Genomic DNA, 19,050 nt, shown 5'->3' on the forward strand with positions numbered 1-19,050 from the left:
GCTGCCTCTTTCCTAGGCAGGCTCAGCTGGGCTATAAAACGATCTTATTGATCAAATTTTAGGCAGAACTGGTCAGGTCCGACGTTCGCGGATGAGCCCTTCCTGGGCAACGGACGCGACCAGGGTGCCGTCCTGCTTAAAAATGAGTCCGCGCGAGAAGCCGCGCGCCCCGCCGGCGCTGGGGGTGTCCTGCGCGTAGAGCAGCCATTCGTCGGCCCGGAACGGCCGGTGGAACCACATGGCGTGGTCGAGGCTCGCCGGCTGGATCGCCGGGTCGAACACGGACCGGCCGTGCGGAAAGAGCGACGTGTCGAGGAGCGTCATGTCCGACGCATAGGCGAGGACGCATTGGTGGATCGCCGGATCGTCCGGCAGCCGGCCGGTGGTCTTGATCCAGACATGGAACCGCGGCTCTCCCGGCTCGCGGGAGGTGTAGCGCTTGATCTCCACGGGACGGATCTCGAGCGGCCGCTCGCGCTCGTAATAGGTGCGCATGGGTTCGGGCATCTGCAGGAGAAGCCGGCCCTTCACGTCCTCCTCGCTCGGGAGCTCGTCGGGTCCGGGCACCTTCGGCATCTCGGCCTGGTGCTCGAAGCCCTCCTCCTCGCGGTGGAACGAGGCCGACATGGCGAAGATCGCCTGCCCGTGCTGGATCGCGAGCACGCGCCGGGTGCTGAAGCTCTTGCCGTCGCGGATGCGCTCCACCTCGTAGATGATCGGGATCCTGGGATCGCCCGGCAGCATGAAGTAGCAGTGGAGCGAATGGGGCGGACGCCCGTCGACCGTGCGGGTCGCGGCCACCAGCGCCTGGCCGATCACCTGCCCGCCGAACACGCGCTGCCATCCGCTCTTCGGGCTCTGCCCGCGGAACAGGTTCACCTCGAGGGGTTCGAGGTCGAGAATGGACAGGAGATCGGAAACGGCACGGGACATGGGGTTCAAGGTCCTTCGATCGGCAACAGCCATCCATCGGTGAGAGGCGCAGGAAGGTCAAGCTTGACGCTGGTCGATGGATCGCTGACACCCACCTATAACGTCGAAGGCATGGAGAAAGACCGATGAGCGCAGCAACCGGGATGGAGCGACCGCGCATCGTCATCGCGGGCGGAGGACTCGCCGGGCTGTCCCTGGCCCTGGCGCTGAAGCGGGCGCTCGCCGAGGGAATCGACGTGGTCATGTGCGATCCGGCCCTCCGGCGCGATCCCCATGGCGACAAGCGCTCCTACGCCATCGCGGCGGCGGCGCGCCGGATGCTGGAGGCGCTCGGAATCTGGGCCGGGATCGCCGACAGGGCGCAGCCCATTCTCGACATGGTGATCACCGACAGCCGCCTGCAGGACCCGGTGCGCCCGACCTTCCTGACCTTCGCGGGCGAGGTCGACGGCCATGAGCCCTTCGCCCACATGGTCACGGCGGGCGATCTGACCGCCACCCTGCTGGAGGCCTGCCGCGACAGCGGCGTCGACCTGCGCGCCGAGGGCGTGAGGGGCTTTGCCGTTCAGGGCGCGCGCACGGATGTCGTGCTGGCGGAGGGGGGCAGCCTTGCGGCCTCGCTCCTCGTCGCGGCCGACGGGGCACGCTCGCGCCTGCGCGAGCAGGCGGGCATCGGCTGGATCTCCTGGCCCTACCGCCAGTCCGGCATCGTCGCGACGATCGTCCATGAGCGTGACCACGAGGGCAGGGCGGTCGAGCACTTCCTGCCCTCCGGGCCCTTCGCGATCCTGCCGCTCAAACCGGAGCCGCAGGCCGATGGTTCGTTCCGGCACCGCTCCTCGATCGTCTGGACCGAGCGTGCGCAAAACGTGCCCGCCTTGCTCGAGTCGCACCCGGAAGACCTGCTCATCGAGCTCGAACGCCGCTTCGGCCTCCAGCTCGGCAAGCTCGCCTTCGAGACCCGGCCCCAGGCCTTTCCCCTGTCCTTCGGCGTGGCCCGGTCCTTCGTGGCCGAGCGCCTCGCGCTCTTAGGGGACGCCGCCCATGTGATCCATCCCATCGCCGGCCAGGGGCTCAATCTCGGCCTGCACGACGCGGCCGCACTGGCCGAGATCGTCACCGACGCCATGCGCCTCGGCATGGATCCGGGGGCGGCCGACGTGCTCGACCGGTACGAGCGGGCGCGCCGCGCCGACATCACCGCCATGGGCATGATGACCGACGGCCTCAACCGGCTGTTCTCCAACGACGCCCTGCCCGTGCGCCTGATCCGCGACCTGGGGCTGGGCCTCGTCGACCGGATGCCGGGCCTGAAGCGCTTCTTCATCCGCGAGGCGGCCGGCGTCAGCGAACGGCAGCCCAGGCTGCTGCGGGGCGAGGCGCTGTAGGACGGCGCCCGCCCTTACCCCGCCCTTACCCCGCCCTTACCCCGTCCTGCCGTGATCGTTCCGGCACAGGTCGTGATCGGCCAGTACCTGGATGATCCGGCACTCGCCCACCTGACCGTGCTGGCAATCGTCCAGCATGTGCCGCAGCTCGGACCGGAGCAGCTCGAGCTGGGCGATGCGGCGCTCGACGCCCTCCAGATGCCGGATGACGATCCGGTCCGCCGGCTCGCAGGGCTGCTCCGGCCTGGCGCTCAGGCTCAGGAGCTCGCGGATGGCCTCGACCTCGAAGCCGAGCTCCCGCGCATGCCGGATGAAGCCGAGCCGCGCCACGTGATCGGACCCGTAGCGGCGCTGCCGTCCCTCCGTGCGTGGCGGGGCCGGGAGAAGGCCGATCTGCTCGTAATAGCGGATGGTCGGTACTTTTACCGCGACCCGGCGCGCCAGTTCCCCGATCGACAGATCCGTCATTTTTCCCTTGAACCTCTAGTCGCTAGAGATTGTACGGCTCTCCCGATCAGACGAAAAGGAGATTCGGATGAGCGATCGTCACGACCATCGGCACGGAGCCTGCTGCTCCTCTCATGAGCACCATGAGCAAGAGTCCGCCGCTCATCCGGCGCGGGCGCACGAACATGCGGAGGCCGCCTGCGGCTGCCATGGCGGCGTGCCGGTCTTCGACGGGGTCGACCCCCGCTACAAGCGGATCCTCTGGACCGTGATCGCGATCAACGCCGCATTGTTCGTCACGGAGATCGTGGCCGGCCACCTCGCCCGTTCCCAGGCCCTGCAGGCCGACGCCCTCGACTTCCTCGGCGACACGGTCACCTATGGCCTGAGTCTCGCGGTCATCGGCGCGTCCCTGCGGGTTCGCGCCACCGCGGCCCTGTTCAAGGGGATGAGCCTGTCGCTCATGGGCGCCTGGGTGTTGGGCTCCACGATCTACCATGTGCTGATTCTTGGCCTTCCCCGGGCCGAGATCATGGGCGGGATCGGGATTCTGGCGCTCGCCGCGAACCTCGCCAGCGTGCTCCTGCTGATGCGCTACAAGGACGGGGACGCCAATGTGCGCTCGGTCTGGCTGTGCTCGCGCAACGATGCCATCGGCAATGGGGTGGTCATGGCGGCCGCCCTCGCGGTCTGGGGCACCGCGAGCGCCTGGCCCGATCTGATCGTGGCCGGCCTCATGGCCGGCCTGTTCCTGTCCTCGGCGGTGCAGATCCTGCGCCAAGCCTGGGCCGAGTACCGGGATGCCGGCGCGGTCGCCCCGGCTCCGGCCGAGTGAAATGAGGAGGGCCGGGCAGGCGGTCAGCGGAAGGCCACGGGACACCGGCCTTCCTTTTTTATACGTAATAACATAAACACATGCTCCAGGCCGCCATTTCAGACCGCCGGGGCACATTCATGACCAATCACATTTACGACTCGATCGACGATCTGCCGACACCTGGCACCGACGCGCTGATCCAGCTGACGGATACGATCACCGGGAGCACGATCATCGACATGACGCTCGAGGCCGTCACCGGAACCATCTTCCAGGCCGCGAGCAAGCAGCGCGTCACCATCGGGAGCAACGGCTCCATCCGGGGAGACATTTACGGCCTGAACCTCCAGGGGCTCGGCAGCACGGTGATCAACGACGGGGTGATCGGCCAGATCGCCACCCCGACAAGCGATTTCACGACCGATGTCGGCATCCGGTTTTCCGGCGCCGGACCGGGCTCGGTCACCAACCTCCAGGTCATCAAGGGCGCCATCGGCATCGAGATCGCTTCGACATCGACTGCGGCCAAGCTGGAGCTGATCAATTCCGGCATGATCGAGACCACAGGGCTTGCCGTTGTCGGCGCCCACGGAGGCGACCGGATCGTCAACACCGGCACCCTCAGGACCACCGCCACGAATGGGATCGCCCTTGACCTGGGAGCCGGCGATGACCTCTATGACGGCCGGTCCGGAACGGTGGGTGGGATCGTCAAGCTGGGAGACGACAACGACGTTGCCTATGGCGGGGCCGGAAACGAGACGATTTCCGGCGGAAAAGGAAGCAATGTCGTCGACGGTGGCGACGGTAACGACAGCTTTATCGTCGGGGACGGATACAACACCATCAATGGCGCCAGCGGCACAGACACGGTCGATTATTCGAACGCGACGTCGACCACGACTCCGCAGAGCGGCTTCACCATCAATCTGACGTCCGGTTCGTCCTACGGCAACGGGACTTCCGACGTGCTCAGCAGCATCGAGAATGTCATTGGAAGCGCTTTCGCCGACACGATCACGGGCAATTTTCTCGCCAACAGCATCATCGGGGGCAATGGCGACGATACGCTGGACGGAGGGACCGGCGACGATACCCTGGACGGCGGTGACGGCAACAACACCCTCCGTTTCACGGGGTCGACCGCGGTGACTGCAGACCTCTCGAAAGTGGATCCGCAGAATACGGGATACGGCAACGACAAGCTGATCAACATCCGAAACCTGGAAGGCGCCTCGGGCGGCGATCAGCTCACGGGCGACCAGCATGCCAACCGGCTCGACGGCAAAAGCGGCAACGATACGCTCGCGGGCAGGGAGGGCAACGACACGCTCTTGGGCGAAGCCGGCAACGACACGCTCGAGGGCGGCGCAGGCAACGACACGCTCGACGGCGGCAGCGGCACGGATACGGCGCAATTCTCCGGCGCAAGGGCCAGTTACAGCATCGTAACCGGCCCCGAAGGGGTCATAATCACCGACACGACCGGACAGGACGGTGCCGACCTCCTCAAGGACATCCGGTTCGCCAAGTTCGGTGACCAGACGGTTGCGCTCGTCAATGGCAGCCCGACGAGCATCTCGCCTTCCAGTGCCAGCGTCTCCGAAAGCGCTGTCATTGGCGCAACGGTGGCGACTTTGTTCGGCTCGGATCCAGACGGTGACAGCCTGACCTTCACCCTGTTGGCGGATGCAGGAGGCCTGTTCGGCATCAGCGACGGCAAGCTCGTCGTCAGAAATGCCCTCGACTACGAGACCGCGACGCAGCACGTCGTCACCGTCAAGGCTTCCGATGCCTGGGGCGGCGAGTTCACCAGGAGCCTGACGATTTCCGTCAGGAACAACACGACCGAGACGATGCCGATCACCAGGTCAGGTACGGCGGCAGCGGACCAGCTGACGGGAGAATCGGGCAACGATCGGCTCTCGGGCCTGGCGGGCAACGATACGCTCTTCGGCGAAATCGGCGCCGACACGCTCATCGGCGGCGCGGGCAACGACACCCTCGTCGGCGGAGACGGGAGCGACGTCTTCCTGTTCGACAAGAAGCCGAACGTGAAGTCGAACCTCGACTACATCCAGGATTTCGTGCCGAAGGACGACGTCATTCACCTGTCGCGGCACGCCTTCTCCAAGATCTCCAAAGGCACCCTGTCGAAGAAGGCCTTTGTCGTCGGGGATCACTTCAAGGACAAGGACGACCGGGTCCTGTACCTCAAGAGCGCCGGCGCGCTCTTCTACGATCCGGACGGGTCGGGTCCCGCGAAGGCGGTTCAGTTCGCCACCATCACGAGGAAGATCCCGATCTCCCACAAGGATTTCTTCATCGTCTGAGGGCTGGCGACGAAAAAGCCCGGCTCACCCTGTGAGCCGGGCCCGATGCCTCACGACCGACGAAAGGGCCGGCGCTTGCGTGGATCAGCGCTTCGCGTCCGCCTTTGCGCGCTCGATTCCCTCGATGATCAGGCGGCGGGCCTCTTCGGCATCGCCCCAGCGGATGATCTTGGCCCATTTGCCGGGCTCGAGATCCTTGTAGTGCTCGAAGAAGTGCTCGATCTGCTTGATGGTGATCTCCGGCAGGTCCGTGTAGGTGGCCACCCGGTCGTAGCGCTGGGTCAGCTTGCTCGACGGAACCGCGATGATCTTCTCGTCCTGGCCGCCGTCGTCCTCCATCACGAGAACGCCCACGGGCCGCACGTTCATGACGGCGCCCGGCGCGATCGCGCGGGTGTTGGCGACGAGCACGTCGCAGGGGTCGCCGTCGCCCGAGAGCGTGTGGGGGATGAAGCCGTAATTCCCGGGATACCGCATCGACGTGTAGAGGAAGCGGTCGACGAAGAGCGTGCCGGATTCCTTGTCCATCTCGTACTTGATGGGTTCGCCGCCGAGCGGCACTTCGATCACGACGTTCACGTCGTCCGGCGGGTTCTTTCCAATCTTGATCGCATCAAGGCGCATAGAGCTGTTCTCCGGAACAAGGCTTGAAGCATCGTCCCGGTCGAGGCTCTCTCCCAGGGGAGGAGGCCGTCACGCCGGAACAACGGGGCAGAAGATCGTCTCGAGAGCGGCTCGAACCGATAGGCCGGACGACCGCTTTCTGGAGCCTGGATGCCTCACTAGAGCATTGGGTTCAAAAGGGGAACCCATTTTCAGGCGCGACGGGACGCGCCGTGTATCGCGAAACCGGGACCGGTCCTGAGATCCTGAAACAGGGTATCGCGCCGGCGGCCTCGGACGTCGTCAGCGAAAGAGGTACGCGACCTTGGCGAGCGGCTTCTGGCCGATGCGCTCCTCGACGTGGGCGACCGTGCGTCCGCCCATGCTCTCGTAGAACGCGCAGGCGCGCTCGTTGTCCTCGAGCGCCCAGACGACGACCCGGTCCAACCCCCGATCCTTGAGATCGTTGCGCACCGCATTGAACAGGCGCCGGCCGAAGCCGATGCCCTGGTATTCGGGCAGCAGATAGAGCTCGTCGATCTCGCCGTTCGCGGGCAGCGACCGGTCGCGGCAGCGGCCGTAGGAGGCATAGCCGACCGCGCCCTCGCCGATGTCGAGCACCACGAGCGGGCGACCGCGCGACACGGTGGAGCGCCACCAGCGCGGGCTGCGCCGGGAGAACATCTTGTCGAGCGTCACGCCCGGAATGATCCCGAGATAGGCCTCCCGCCAGGCTGCGTCGAAGACCCGCGAGAGGGCCGGGGCGTCATCGGGCTTGGCGTGACGGATACTGACGAGAAGGTCGCTCATGGACACGAAGGCGGCGAGAGGAAGGTCAGGACCGAGTGTCCGCCCGGCAGGGTTAACGGGGCCTTAACGGCGGCTCCCGTTTGGCTGCGAAACCTAGGCTTTATAGGCGGTTGGCCGGATGCCTGGGGTGGGCAAAAGGACGCAAGGAGGATCACATCGTCCGGTCCGATGTGGCTCTCGTTTTGATGGGTGGTCTGGGATTAGGACGCCCAAGCGGGCTTGCTGCCGGCGATCAATGATCTGACCCGCGTCACCTTCCCTAAAGAAATGAAGGGTTGAAAACCCGGGATAGATCGATACATAGTCTCGTCATTCGAAACGTTATAACGATTGTGTTCCGGCGCACCGACCGCTCACGCGGCAATGGCTAAAGCCCGGTCGATCCAATCGAAGAGGAGACAGTCATGGCTGAGCTGGCGACGTGGGGTCCACAATTATCCTTCCCAAAAGGCAGCGCGAGGCAGACGCAGCTGCAGGATGGCCGCATCCTTCTGACATGGGCGGACGTCGACACCGTGCGAGCGTCGATCCTGAATGCCGATGGATCGGTCGCAACGCCGGCCTTCACTGTGAGTGGACGGCAGGACACCGCCCGAACTCCGGAACCGGTCGTTCTCAGCAACGGCGACTTCGTGGTCGTTTACAGTCAGAGGAATCCCACCACCGCCTGGAACCTTGTTTGGCACCGGTTCACGGCCGACGGCGTCTCTCTCGGGGAGGCGGCCATTCAGAAAAATGAGAGCATTTCTCCTGATGAAAGAGTCGTGGCGACGAACAGCGGTGGATTCGTCATTACCTACGTCAACGAAGGGGCCGGCGGCTCTTCCCACGGGTTAGGCCAGATCGTGGTCGATGCTCTGGGGAACACGACCGAATCCCTTTTCTATCCGCCGAATTCCGACAGGACAAACGTCTTTTCCCTTCGGGATACGGAAGCTCTTTCCAACGGTACGTATATCACTCTCGTAAACCATTACTTCAACAATGGGACGACGATCGGTTTCGATATCCGTCTGAGCAATGGAACCACCATCGGGAATTACAGGACCGTTTCTGCCTCTACCGGCAATCAATCGGGCGCGGCCAAAGTGGTTGCGTTGAGCACGGGCCAGTTTGCCATCGTGTGGATTTCGCCCGATAATAAACTCGTCGGGCAGATCTTCGACGGAGGAGGAAGCCCCGCCGGCGCCGTATTGGTCATTGACGATGCAATCTCAAGTTCTACCAATTTCAATCTAGCCGCAGTCCCTGGCGGGAAATTTGCCATTGGTTACGCCGAAGGCGGAACCATGTTCGTCAATGTGATCAACGCTGCGGGACAGGTTGAAAGCAGTTCGACCACAAGTCACGTTGGCTTGGCTCCCACACCGGCTCTGACAAGCCTTAAGGACGGCCGCTTGATAGCCAATTGGAACGACGCTCACAATATCCGAGCGTTGATCCTCGATCCGCGCGATCAGCGCGTGAATTGGACCGGCGACGATAACGCTCAGCAATACGGCGGAACGCGGTTCGGCGACAATCTGCGCGGCGCCGGCGGCAACGACAAGCTGTTCGGGTCGGACGGGAACGACAACCTGAACGGAGGCGCAGGCAGCGATGTCCTCGACGGCGGTGACGGGTGGGATCTCGCCACCTACATCGACACGCCGGACGCGCAGGGCGGCGTGATCATCGATCTCTCCGACAATTCGAACAATGGCGGCGCGGCGGCCGGGGACGTTCTGATCGGCATCGAAAGCGTGCAGGGCACCAATCAGGGCGACACCCTCACCAGCATCCAGGGGGGGCCGAACGGAAGCGGCTCGGAACTGCACGGCGCCGGCGGGAGCGATGTCCTCAAAGGCCAGAATGGCGGCGACCGGCTGTATGGCGAAGCGGGCGACGATATCCTGGAGGGTGGCGCCGGCGCCGACATCTTGGATGGCGGCGACGGCTGGGATCTCGTCACCTACATCAACACCACAGGCCAGGGGGTGATTGTCAACCTCACCACCAACCAGAACGGCGGCGGGGCGGCGGGCGACACGCTGACCGGGGTCGACGTGGTGCAGGGCACCAACCAGGCCGATACGCTGACCAGCATCGACCGGGGCGGCGGCACCGGGGCAGAACTGCACGGAGCCGGCGGCAATGACACCCTCATCGGCAAGAGCGGCGGCGACCGGCTGTATGGCGAAGCCGGCGATGACGTCCTGGAGGGCGGCGCGGGCAGCGACGTGCTCGACGGCGGCATCGGTTGGGATGTCGTCACCTACATCAACACCACCGGCCAAGGCGTGACGGTCGACCTCTCGAGCCAAGCCAACAATGCCGGCGGCGCATTGGGCGACACGCTGTCCGGCATCGAGGTCGTGCAGGGCACCAACCAGGCCGACACGCTGATCAGCATCGACCGGGGCGGCGGCAACGGCGCTGAGCTGCACGGAGCCGGCGGGGCTGATACCCTCACCGGCAAGGGCGGCGGCGACCGGCTCTTTGGCGAAGCGGGCAACGACATCCTGCGGGGCGCCGGCGGCGGCGACGTCCTCGACGGCGGCGCCGACAGCGACACGGCCGTGTTCTCCGGCCAGCGCAGCGCCTACACGATCACCGACAACCACGACGGCACCTTCACGGTCACGGGCCTCGACGGCGTCGACAGGCTCACGAATATCGAGTTCGTGCAGTTCGACGACGTCACCGAGACCCTCACGGCCGGGACAGAGAACCATGATCCGGATCGCCTCACCTTCCTGGACGACGGCACCACGGCGAGCGTTAACGCGGACGCCGTCGCCCCGGTGCTCGGAGAGCTCAAGGGGCACGACCCGGATACCGGCCAGACCCTGACCTTCGCGATCGACCTGTCCGACGCGAACCAGGGCAGGTTCACGATCACGAACGGCAACAGGCTGTCCGTCGCCTCGGGCACGCTGGACGCCGGCACCTACACGGTGAAGGTGCGGGTGTCCGACGGCCACGGCGGCGCGCTGGTGAAGGATTTCACCATCGTCAGCAATCCCGTGGTGAACGGCAACCATGCCCCGTCGACGCTTCGCCTCAACGGCGGCACGGATGTTTCGATCAACGAGAACGCAGCCTTTGCCGGCACCTTGTCGGCGCAGGATTCGGACGGCGACAATCTGACCTGGAGCTTCGTCGACGGCATCGTCGGCAACGCCAACGGCCTGTTCGAGATCGACAACACGGGCACCGGCAACAAGCTTCTCAAACTGAAGGCCGGGATCGACTACGAGGCTCTGCCGGCCGGCCAGAAATACCTCATGGTCTACCTGAACGCGTCCGACGGCAAGCCGGGCGGGACCAGCGCCCTGCAAGGCTTCAAGATCGCCGTCGCCGATCTGGACGAGACGCCGCCGAACCAGGCGCCGACCGGCGTGACGCTGTCCGGACGCTCGGCCGCCGAATACGCCCCGGCCGGTCGCGAGGTCGGCACCCTGTCGGCCACGGACGCCAATGGCGATCCCGTGTCCTATGCGCTCCTCGACGATGCCGGCGGCCGCTTCATGCTCTCCGGCAACCGGATCCTGGTGGCCGACGGGTTCCGCCTCGATTGGGAACAGGCGCGCTCGCACACGATCGCCGTGCAGGCGTCGGACGGCCGGGGCGGCGTCGCAAGCCAAGCCTTCACTATCGAGGTCGGCAACATCGATCCGGAATTCACCGCCGGCACGGCGCGGGACGACGTGTTCCACGGCGGCGCGATGAACGACGTTCTGCTCGGCAATGCCGGCCACGACCGCCTGTTCGGCGGGGCGGGCAACGACACGCTCAAGGGCGAGGCCGGCAACGACACGATCGGGGGCGGCGCGGGGCTCGACAAGCTCACTGGCACGAAGGGCTCAGGCAGCCGGGACGCCTTTGTGTTCGATACCCGGCTCACCAGCAAGGGCGTGGCCGCCAGGAACAAGGACACGATCGTCGATTTCGGGCCGAAATACGATTCGATCTATCTCGACGATGCGGCCTTCTCCAACCGGACGATCGCCAATTACCTGAAAGGAAAAGGCGCGGCGCTCGACCATGCCTTCAAGATGAAGAGCAGCTTCTTCCGCGTCGGCGACAAGGCTCTCGACCGGGACGACTTCTTCATCGCCAAGAAGATCAAATCGACCGAATATAAGCTGTACTGGGATGCGGACGGTTCCGGCTCGAAGGCCATGCTGGAGATCGGCACCGTGAAGCTCCAGAAGGGCGAGGGCACCGCACTCACCTACAAGGACTTCTTCTTCATTTGAGCGAAGGAGACGTTCGCCGGGCCCTCATCCCGAGAAGCCGGCGATCTCCCCTTCGCCCGAACAAGGACGTGTCGAGGAAAAGCCCGCCCCCTCGCAGGGGCGGGCTCATTGGTTCGCGGTCGCTTACGGTGCTTCAAACTACAGCCCATGCAGGATCTAAAAGTGGTCCCCCATCATTTCCTGATCTCCAGCCTTGATCCGATGCCGCAGCATTATCTGCATGGGACCTGCTGGCAAGACGAGGATCTCATCCTTGCCGATGGGGGATACGCGCGGTACCGCGCTGTCAGGAACGCCACGATTCAGGCGGGCCAGGACGGCGCCTACATCGTCGCCAACAGCACGGAACGCGAGACCGTCATAGGGACCGACTTCAGCGGCTATCACAAGCTCTTTCTCTACCAGCATGCCGACCATTGGATTCTCTCCAACTCGCTCATCGAAACGGCACGCTTCGCCGCAGCCAAAGGGTTGCCGGTCACCATCGACGAAAGCCATCTGGCCAGCTTCTTCATCAAGGGAGCGTTCGGAAATCAACTCACGTCCCTGCGCACCAGCGTGAAGGAAATCCGGCTGGTTCCCGCGACGATGGAAGTTGTCGTCCCTCGGGTCTCCCTCAAGAGCAACCCGACTTTGCGGCTAACGCCCGCCACCCGGATGGCGCAAGGAGAGACCCGCTACGGTGCGGCGTTGCGCGAGTATCTAAGATTGTGGGTCGGCCGCATGGCCACGGTGCTCCAATCGGATTTGTCCATGAGCAGTGAACTGACGGGAGGCCAGGATTCACGGGCCGTACTGGCCCTGATGCTCGCGGCGGCCCGGCTGGTCGGGGTCGATTCGATCCGGCGGATCAATTTCACGAGCAACGAAGGTCAAACGAACGATTTTGCGGTCGCGCGCGAGATTGCGGAAAGATTTCACCTGCGCTTCATGACGTGGAGCGACGACCGGCGCAGCCCCCCACTGCTCGGACTCGTCGAAGCCTACGAAAAATGGAAGTCGCTCTGCCTCGGAGTCTATGCGCCTAGCTATTTCCCGCGAAGGCGCCCGGTTCCGACCTCAATCGTCTTCGGGGGCTCCGGCGGCGAGGGGCATCGGCGCTTTTACCCCGACATCGGATTGGACAGGTTCCTCGCGCTTCACCGAAACCATATTCCTTCCGCTGCTCATTTCAGGACGCTGAAGAACGCCATCGCCGAGGATCTCGCGTTCCTGCAACAAGGACCTGAGGTTTCTGTCGATCCCCTGGTCCTGCACTACCGGCATTTTCGGGATCGATGTCATGGCGGTCGCACGCCGCAATACACGAACCTGCTTTCGCCTCTCTCCAGCGCCTCCTTGAGGAGAACGTCGTCCCTATGCACCCCTGATCAGCTCGACCGCAGACAGGTCGTCGCCGATATCCTCATCAATGCGAGCCGCGAACTCGCATCCATGCCTTTCGACACTCCGAAAAAGTCCTTCGTTGCGAGTCATTTTGACGAGGTGATCGACGCCTCGGATGCCATCGGCTCTGCCCGCACGAGCGGGCGGGTCTTCGCAGCGGCGTCAGAGCATGCGGCCAGTGGGGATTTCACGAAACAGAAAGCACTCCACCTGCTTCGGGATGATTTTCTCTCGCATTACGACACCATGGGCAGAACAGGCTTCTTTCCAAGAAGCTATCTGGAAGAGGCCAAGGCTGTCGTGGAAGAAGCGGCGCGGAAGGGGCGCTTCTCCCATCCTGTCGAAGGTTGCTCCGTATCGCACGTGATCCTTGCGGGGGAGCTGTCAGGCCTCGCTCGAGAGGATATCCGTCGACCATCCACCTTAGAGGCTTTCAGATCGGCCATTCTGCGGCGCCTGCCCGGGCGTATATGAGGGCGTCACCCCCGGGTTGTACCGATGCGCTTTCCCTGCACGGCGTGACGGATCTCTCTGGGACAGTCAGTAATGAAAAAGGCGCCCGCTCCTCATCCGAAGAGCGGGCGCCTTTTTCGTCGCGTATCTTACGCCGCGAGCTGGCGCAGGACGTAGTGCAGGATGCCGCCGTTGCGGAAGTACTCGACCTCCTCGAGCGTATCGATGCGGCAATGCACCGGCACCTTGCGCACCGAGCCGTCGGCCGAGGTGACTTCCATCTCCATGCGCTGGCGCGGCTTCAGCTCGCCGGCGAGACCCTTGATCGTGATGGTCTCGTCGCCCTTCAGGCCGAGCGTCTCCCAGGACGTGCCCTGCTCGAACACGAACGGGGCCACGCCCATGCCGACCAGGTTCGAGCGGTGGATGCGCTCGAAGCTCTCGGCGATCACCGCGCGCACGCCGAGCAGGACCGTGCCCTTGGCCGCCCAGTCGCGGGACGAGCCGGTGCCGTATTCCTTGCCGGCCAGAACGACGAGCGGAACGCCCTCGTCCTTGTAGCGCATGGCGGCGTCGTAGATGAACATCCGCTCGCCGGAGGGCTGGTGGATGGTGTAGCCGCCCTCGACCACGTGGCCGCTCTCGTCCTTCACCATCTGGTTCTTGATGCGGATGTTGGCGAAGGTGCCGCGCATCATGACCTCGTGGTTGCCGCGACGGGTGCCGTACTGGTTGAAGTCGGCGACGCGCACCTGGTGCGACTGCAGGTATTCACCGGCCGGCGAGGCCGCCCGGATGTTGCCCGCGGGCGAGATGTGGTCGGTGGTGATCGAGTCCTGGAAGAGACCGAGGATGCGGGCGTTCACGATGTCCGTGACCGGCTTCGGATCCTTGGTCATGCCCTCGAAATAGGGCGGGTTCTGCACGTAGGTGGATCCCGCAGGCCACTCGTAGGTGAGGCCCGGCTCGAAGGTGACCTTCTTCCAGTTCTCGTCGCCCGAGAACACGTCGGCGTAGCGCGACTTGAACAGCTCGCTCGTGATCGTGCGGTCGATGAAATCCTGCACCTCGGCCGAGGAGGGCCAGATGTCCTTGAGGTAGACCGGCTGGCCGTCCGAACCCGTGCCGAGCGGATCCGTGGTGAGATCCACCAGCATGGAGCCGGCGAGAGCGTAGGCCACCACCAGCGGGGGCGAGGCGAGATAGTTCGCGCGCACGTCCGGGTTCACGCGGCCTTCGAAGTTACGGTTGCCCGAGAGCACCGACACGGCCACGAGGTCGTTGTCGTTGATAGCCTTCGAGACGTTCTCCGGCAGCGGGCCCGAATTGCCGATGCAGGTGGTGCAGCCGAAGCCGACGAGGTTGAAGCCCAGCGCATCCAGGTCGCCCTGGAGGCCGGCCTTCCTGAAGTATTCCTCGACGATCTGCGATCCGGGCGCGAGCGAGGTCTTCACCCACGGCTTGGAGGTCAGGCCCTTGGCGACCGCGTTGCGGGCGAGGAGCCCTGCGCCGATCATCACGCTCGGGTTCGAGGTGTTGGTGCAGGAGGTGATCGCCGCGATCACCACGTCGCCATGGCCGAGATCGTAGTTGGCGTCCTCCACCTTCACGCGCTTGCCGATCTCGCCGGCCTTGCGGAACTCCTTCTCCATGGCGCCGAGGAACTCGGTCTTGGAGGTGTCGAGCGTCACGCGGTCCTGCGGGCGCTTCGGGCCGGCCAGCGAGGGAACCACGTCGTTCAGGTCGAGCTCGAGGCTGTCGGTGAAGACCGGGTCCGGCGTCTCGGCCGTGCGCCACATGCCCTGCGCCTTGGCGTAGGCCTCGACGAGGGCGACGCGCTCGTCCGTGCGGCTGGTGGTGCGCAGATACGCGATGGTCTTGTCGTCGATCGGGAAGAACCCGCAGGTCGCGCCGTATTCGGGCGCCATGTTGCCGATGGTGGCGCGGTCGGCGACCGACATGTCGTTGAGACCGGGGCCGTAGAATTCCACGAACTTGCCGACCACGCCCTTCTTGCGCAGCATCTGGGTGACCGTGAGCACCAGGTCGGTGGCGGTCACGCCTTCCTTGAGCCTGCCGGTGAGCTTGAAGCCGATCACCTCGGGGATCAGCATGGAGACCGGCTGGCCCAGCATGGCGGCCTCCGCCTCGATGCCGCCCACGCCCCAGCCCAGGACCGCGAGGCCGTTGACCATGGTGGTGTGCGAATCGGTGCCCACCAGGGTGTCCGGATAGGCGGTCTCCTCGCCGGTCGCCGTGTCCTTGCGGGTCCAGACGGCCTGCGACAGGAATTCCAGGTTCACCTGGTGGCAGATGCCGGTGCCCGGGGGCACGACGGAGAAGTTCTCGAAGGCGGTCTGGCCCCACTTGAGGAAGCGGTAGCGCTCGCCGTTGCGCTGGTATTCCAGCTCCACGTTGCGGTCGAAGGCCTTCGGGGTGCCGAACTCGTCCACGATCACCGAATGGTCGATGACCAGGTCGACGGGCACGAGCGGGTTGATCTTGCGCGGGTCGCCGCCGAGGTTCTTCATGGCGTCGCGCATGGCGGCGAGATCCACCACGGCCGGAACGCCGGTGAAGTCCTGCATCAGGACGCGGGCCGGGCGGTAGGCGATTTCCTTCTCGTCCTTGCCCCGGTTGTCGAGCCAGGCGGCCACGGCCTCGATATCGGCCTTGGTGACCGTGCGGCCGTCCTCGTAGCGGAGCAGGTTCTCGAGCAGCACCTTCATGGAGAAGGGCAGCTTCGAGGCGCCCGTGAGGCCGTTCTTCTCGGCCTCCACGAGGGAGTAATAGGTGTAGGACTTGTCACCGACTTTGAGGGTCTGGCGAGCATTGAAGCTGTTGTTGAGCGTCACGGCGAATCCTCGCGTGCATTTGGGTTACGAACATGTGTTCGGCCGAAAGCGCGATAAGCGCGCGCCGCTCCGGGGGCGCCCGGACAGGGGAGAAAGCGCGCGAGGCGGATTGGACGCCTTGGCGCGCGGCGCAGCCAGGGGTGCTATAGATCATTTCGAACCATCCCGCTACACGGATTAGAACCATTCCGGGGTGCAATCAGGGCAGAGGTCTTCGGGTTTGCGTCTGAGCGTTAACAATTTGGCCTGCGAGCGGGGGGAGCGCCGGATCTTCGAGGGCGTCTCGTTCACCCTGCGGGCCGGCGAGGCCCTGGTGATCACCGGCCGCAACGGGGCCGGCAAGTCCTCGCTCCTCGAGATCCTGGCCGGCCGCCTGCGTCCGGCCGCCGGGGTGATTCTCCTCGAGCAGGCGGGCGAGCGGACCTTGGCCGAATGCCTGCACTACGTGGGGCATCGCGATGCCCTCAAGGCGGCGCTCACGGCCCAGGAGAACCTCGCCTTCGCCCGCGACTTTCTCGGCAGTCCCGCGATGAAGCCCCCCGAGGCCCTGGAGGCCGTGGGCCTCGCCCATGCGGCCCGCCTGCCGGTGGCCTATCTCTCGGCCGGGCAGCGCCGCCGGGTGGCGCTTGCCCGCCTCCTGGTGGCGCACCGGCCTCTCTGGCTCCTCGACGAGCCGACCTCGGCCCTCGACACCGCCTCCCAGGACATTCTGCGCCTCCTCCTCGAGCAGCATCGGGGAAGCGGCGGCATGATCGCGGCCACGACCCACTCGCCCCTGTTCCTGACGGATTCCAAGGAGATCCGGATCGAGCGCAGGTCTCCGCGCGTTGAAGAACTGGACGAGGAGCCCGCATGATTCGCTCCTTCCGCGCCCTCCTGGTCCGCGACCTGAAGCTCGCCGCGCGCGTGGGCGGGTCGGGCGTCATGGGCCTCATCTTCTTCCTGATGATCGTGACGCTCATCCCCTTCGCGCTCGGGCCCGATCTCAACCTGCTCTCGCGCATCGGCCCGGCGATTCTCTGGATCGCCGCCCTGCTCGCCACCCTGATCGGCCTCGACCGCCTGTTCCAGGCCGATCAGGAGGACGGATCCCTCGATCTCCTGCGCCTGTCGCATGCGCCCATGGAGGTGGTCGTGCTGGCGAAGGTCGTGGCCTATTGGCTCGTCACCGGCCTGCCGCTCGCGGTCGCCGCGCCCTTCCTCGGTCTCCTGGTCGCGCTCTCGCCGGAGGGCATGCTCGCCATGGTGGCGACCCTGCTGGTGGGGACGCCCGCGCTCACCTTCATCGGAGCGGTCGGTGCGGCTCTGACCGCCTCGTTGCGGCGCGGCGGCCTGATCCTGGCGATCCTGGTCGTGCCCTTCATGATCCCGACCCTCATCTTCGGGGTTTCGGCCGCCAATGCGGCGCTGGGCGGGACGATTCCCTTCGCGACCCCATTCCTGATCCTGATCGCCCTGTCGCTGATCGCGGCCGTCGTCGGCACGGTCGGGGCCGCCGCCGCCCTGCGCTCGGGGGAGTAGGCAGGCCGATGGGAGACCGTCTCGTCCTGCGCCTGCGCCGCGCTCTGACAGGGCCCCTGCCGGAGCCTGTCTGGCCGGCCGGGATCCGGCCGGTTCCGTTCGAGCCGGACCGTCATGCGAGGCAGGTTCACGCGCTGCTCGTGGAAGCCTATTCCCGCGGGGGCGGCTATGTGGAGCCCTTCACGATCTGGTGGCCGAGCCTGCGAGACGATTCCGAATTCGATCCGGCCCTGGTCGTCGTCGCGGTGAACGCGCAGGACGAGATCGTCGGCGTGGCGCAGTGCTGGACGAGCGCTTTCGTGAAGGACCTCGCGGTCGCGCCGGCCATGCGCCGGCAGGGCCTGGGATCAGCCCTGCTGCGCCAGGCCTTCCGAGCCCTGCAGGGTCGCGGAGCCGCCTTCGTGGATCTCAAGGTCGACGCCGACAACCCCTCCGGGGCCCTGCGGCTTTACCGCTCGCTCGGGTTCGACGAAGTCGAGTCCTATCGGCTCTCCTGACCGTCAGGCAGCCCGTGTGTCCTCGTCGGGGACCCGCCCGAACAGGGCGTCGAACCCCTCGGCGCCCTCGCAGGTGAAGGTGAGGACGCGGCCCGCATCCCGCCGGACCCATTGCTTCTCGATCAGCCGGTCGAGGATTGCGGCGCCGAGCGCACCGCCGAGATGGCTGTGCCGCTCGCTCCAGTCGAGGCAGGCCCGGCACACGGGGCGGCGGCCTTTTTCCAGCTTGGTCAGATCGATGCCGAAATCCGCGAAGAAGGTGCGGCCCTTGTCCGTGAGCGCGAGATCCTGCCCGCCCGCGATCAGGCCCTGCCGCCGGGCACCATTCAGCAGCGCGACGCCGCGCTCGCCGGCGAGATGGTCGTAGCAGATCCGGGCCGAGCGCAAGGCCGCATCCTTCGGGCCGGTTCTGACCCGGGTCGCTCCCGTGCGCTGGGCCAGGCCCATCAGGGCTTCCAGGACCTGCGCCACATCGGGCCCCGAAAGCCGGAAATAGCGGTGCCGTCCCTGCTTTTCGGCGATCAGAAGGTTAGCCGCGTCGAGCTTGGCGAGATGGCCGCTCGCGGTCTGGAGGGTGACGCCGGCGGCTCGCGCGAGCTCGCTCACGGTCAATGCCCGGCCGTCCATCAGGGCGGTGAGGATGTTGGCACGGGCCGGATCGCCCAGCAGGGCGGCCACGGACGCGATGACGGGACCTTCTTTCATACTTCGATCATAGCCGAACCATTGGTGTCGATCAATCGGCTAAGAAGGACGGGTCTTCGGC

General features: G+C 65.4%; 14 protein-coding genes. 8 read left to right on the forward strand and 6 right to left on the reverse strand.

Annotated features, from left to right (window positions below):
* Nucleotides 1–72 precede the first annotated feature (72 nt).
* On the reverse strand, nt 73–933 hold the full coding sequence (gene tesB, locus HPT29_RS01285; RefSeq protein WP_173947785.1) for an acyl-CoA thioesterase II: 861 nt from the start codon (nt 931–933) through the stop codon (nt 73–75).
* Nucleotides 934–1,058: 125 nt separating this feature from the next.
* On the opposite strand from tesB, the gene HPT29_RS01290 reads away from it, so the two are divergent.
* Nucleotides 1,059–2,321: a ubiquinone biosynthesis hydroxylase gene (locus tag HPT29_RS01290; protein ID WP_173947784.1), complete on the forward strand. Its 1,263-nt coding sequence runs from the start codon at nt 1,059–1,061 to the stop codon at nt 2,319–2,321.
* Nucleotides 2,322–2,357: 36 nt separating this feature from the next.
* Here HPT29_RS01290 and HPT29_RS01295 read toward each other — a convergent pair whose 3' ends face one another.
* The gene (locus HPT29_RS01295) at nt 2,358–2,789 is read right to left on the reverse strand and encodes a MerR family transcriptional regulator (RefSeq protein WP_173947783.1); all 432 of its coding nucleotides are present in this window, start codon (nt 2,787–2,789) and stop codon (nt 2,358–2,360) included.
* 67 nt (nt 2,790–2,856) lie between these two features.
* Here HPT29_RS01295 and HPT29_RS01300 point away from each other — a divergent pair, with 67 nt between their 5' ends.
* On the forward strand, nt 2,857–3,603 hold the full coding sequence (locus tag HPT29_RS01300; protein WP_173947782.1) for a cation efflux transmembrane domain-containing protein: 747 nt from the start codon (nt 2,857–2,859) through the stop codon (nt 3,601–3,603).
* A 119-nt stretch (nt 3,604–3,722) separates the two neighbouring features.
* The gene (locus HPT29_RS28595) at nt 3,723–5,918 is read left to right on the forward strand and encodes a beta strand repeat-containing protein (protein ID WP_173947781.1); all 2,196 of its coding nucleotides are present in this window, start codon (nt 3,723–3,725) and stop codon (nt 5,916–5,918) included.
* Between the two features lie 84 nt (nt 5,919–6,002).
* Here the strand turns inward: HPT29_RS28595 and ppa are convergent, their stop codons facing one another.
* Nucleotides 6,003–6,542, reverse strand: a complete 540-nt coding sequence (gene ppa / locus HPT29_RS01315; protein WP_173947780.1) for an inorganic diphosphatase — start codon at nt 6,540–6,542, stop codon at nt 6,003–6,005.
* A 282-nt stretch (nt 6,543–6,824) separates the two neighbouring features.
* Entirely contained in the window at nt 6,825–7,331 is a 507-nt protein-coding gene (locus tag HPT29_RS01320; protein ID WP_173947779.1) for a GNAT family N-acetyltransferase, read from the reverse strand.
* Nucleotides 7,332–7,735: 404 nt separating this feature from the next.
* Between HPT29_RS01320 and HPT29_RS01325 the strand changes: the two genes are divergently transcribed.
* Together HPT29_RS01325 and HPT29_RS01330 are read left to right on the forward strand one after the other, a co-directional pair.
* The gene (locus HPT29_RS01325) at nt 7,736–11,572 is read left to right on the forward strand and encodes a beta strand repeat-containing protein (protein WP_173947778.1); all 3,837 of its coding nucleotides are present in this window, start codon (nt 7,736–7,738) and stop codon (nt 11,570–11,572) included.
* A 108-nt stretch (nt 11,573–11,680) separates the two neighbouring features.
* Nucleotides 11,681–13,432: a hypothetical protein gene (locus HPT29_RS01330; protein WP_259060404.1), complete on the forward strand. Its 1,752-nt coding sequence runs from the start codon at nt 11,681–11,683 to the stop codon at nt 13,430–13,432.
* 128 nt (nt 13,433–13,560) lie between these two features.
* Here HPT29_RS01330 and acnA read toward each other — a convergent pair whose 3' ends face one another.
* Complete coding sequence (gene acnA / locus HPT29_RS01335) at nt 13,561–16,266, reverse strand: aconitate hydratase AcnA (protein WP_173947776.1); 2,706 nt, start codon at nt 16,264–16,266, stop codon at nt 13,561–13,563.
* Between the two features lie 220 nt (nt 16,267–16,486).
* On the opposite strand from acnA, the gene ccmA reads away from it, so the two are divergent.
* Genes ccmA through HPT29_RS01350 form a run of 3 tightly spaced genes read left to right on the forward strand, consistent with a single transcriptional unit; the run spans nt 16,487 to nt 18,284 of the window.
* The gene (gene ccmA, locus HPT29_RS01340) at nt 16,487–17,122 is read left to right on the forward strand and encodes a heme ABC exporter ATP-binding protein CcmA (RefSeq protein WP_173947775.1); all 636 of its coding nucleotides are present in this window, start codon (nt 16,487–16,489) and stop codon (nt 17,120–17,122) included.
* On the forward strand, nt 17,119–17,787 hold the full coding sequence (ccmB, locus tag HPT29_RS01345) for a heme exporter protein CcmB (protein WP_173947774.1): 669 nt from the start codon (nt 17,119–17,121) through the stop codon (nt 17,785–17,787). The genes ccmA and ccmB overlap by 4 nt, the downstream gene beginning before the upstream one ends.
* Before the next feature lie 8 nt (nt 17,788–17,795).
* Nucleotides 17,796–18,284, forward strand: coding sequence for a GNAT family N-acetyltransferase (locus tag HPT29_RS01350; RefSeq protein ID WP_173947773.1), 489 nt, complete (start codon nt 17,796–17,798; stop codon nt 18,282–18,284).
* A gap of 3 nt (nt 18,285–18,287) precedes the next feature.
* Here HPT29_RS01350 and HPT29_RS01355 read toward each other — a convergent pair whose 3' ends face one another.
* Nucleotides 18,288–18,989: an ArsR/SmtB family transcription factor gene (locus HPT29_RS01355; RefSeq protein WP_173947772.1), complete on the reverse strand. Its 702-nt coding sequence runs from the start codon at nt 18,987–18,989 to the stop codon at nt 18,288–18,290.
* Between the last annotated feature and the right edge of the window lie 61 nt (nt 18,990–19,050).

This window comes from Microvirga terrae, from assembly GCF_013307435.2.
GTDB classification, from domain to species: Bacteria; Pseudomonadota; Alphaproteobacteria; order Rhizobiales; family Beijerinckiaceae; genus Microvirga; species Microvirga terrae.

Excerpts from the sequence above, each read along its gene's own strand:
- HPT29_RS01355 (WP_173947772.1), bottom strand. The coding sequence starts at position 18,989 with ATGAAAGAAGGTCCCGTCATCGCGTCCGTGGCCGCCCTGCTGGGCGAT.
- HPT29_RS01320 (WP_173947779.1), bottom strand. The coding sequence starts at position 7,331 with ATGAGCGACCTTCTCGTCAGTATCCGTCACGCCAAGCCCGATGACGCC.
- ccmB (WP_173947774.1), top strand. The coding sequence starts at position 17,119 with ATGATTCGCTCCTTCCGCGCCCTCCTGGTCCGCGACCTGAAGCTCGCC.
- ppa (WP_173947780.1), bottom strand. The coding sequence starts at position 6,542 with ATGCGCCTTGATGCGATCAAGATTGGAAAGAACCCGCCGGACGACGTG.
- HPT29_RS28595 (WP_173947781.1), top strand. The coding sequence starts at position 3,723 with ATGACCAATCACATTTACGACTCGATCGACGATCTGCCGACACCTGGC.
- HPT29_RS01350 (WP_173947773.1), top strand. The coding sequence starts at position 17,796 with ATGGGAGACCGTCTCGTCCTGCGCCTGCGCCGCGCTCTGACAGGGCCC.
- HPT29_RS01325 (WP_173947778.1), top strand. The coding sequence starts at position 7,736 with ATGGCTGAGCTGGCGACGTGGGGTCCACAATTATCCTTCCCAAAAGGC.
- HPT29_RS01300 (WP_173947782.1), top strand. The coding sequence starts at position 2,857 with ATGAGCGATCGTCACGACCATCGGCACGGAGCCTGCTGCTCCTCTCAT.
- HPT29_RS01290 (WP_173947784.1), top strand. The coding sequence starts at position 1,059 with ATGAGCGCAGCAACCGGGATGGAGCGACCGCGCATCGTCATCGCGGGC.
- HPT29_RS01295 (WP_173947783.1), bottom strand. The coding sequence starts at position 2,789 with ATGACGGATCTGTCGATCGGGGAACTGGCGCGCCGGGTCGCGGTAAAA.
- tesB (WP_173947785.1), bottom strand. The coding sequence starts at position 933 with ATGTCCCGTGCCGTTTCCGATCTCCTGTCCATTCTCGACCTCGAACCC.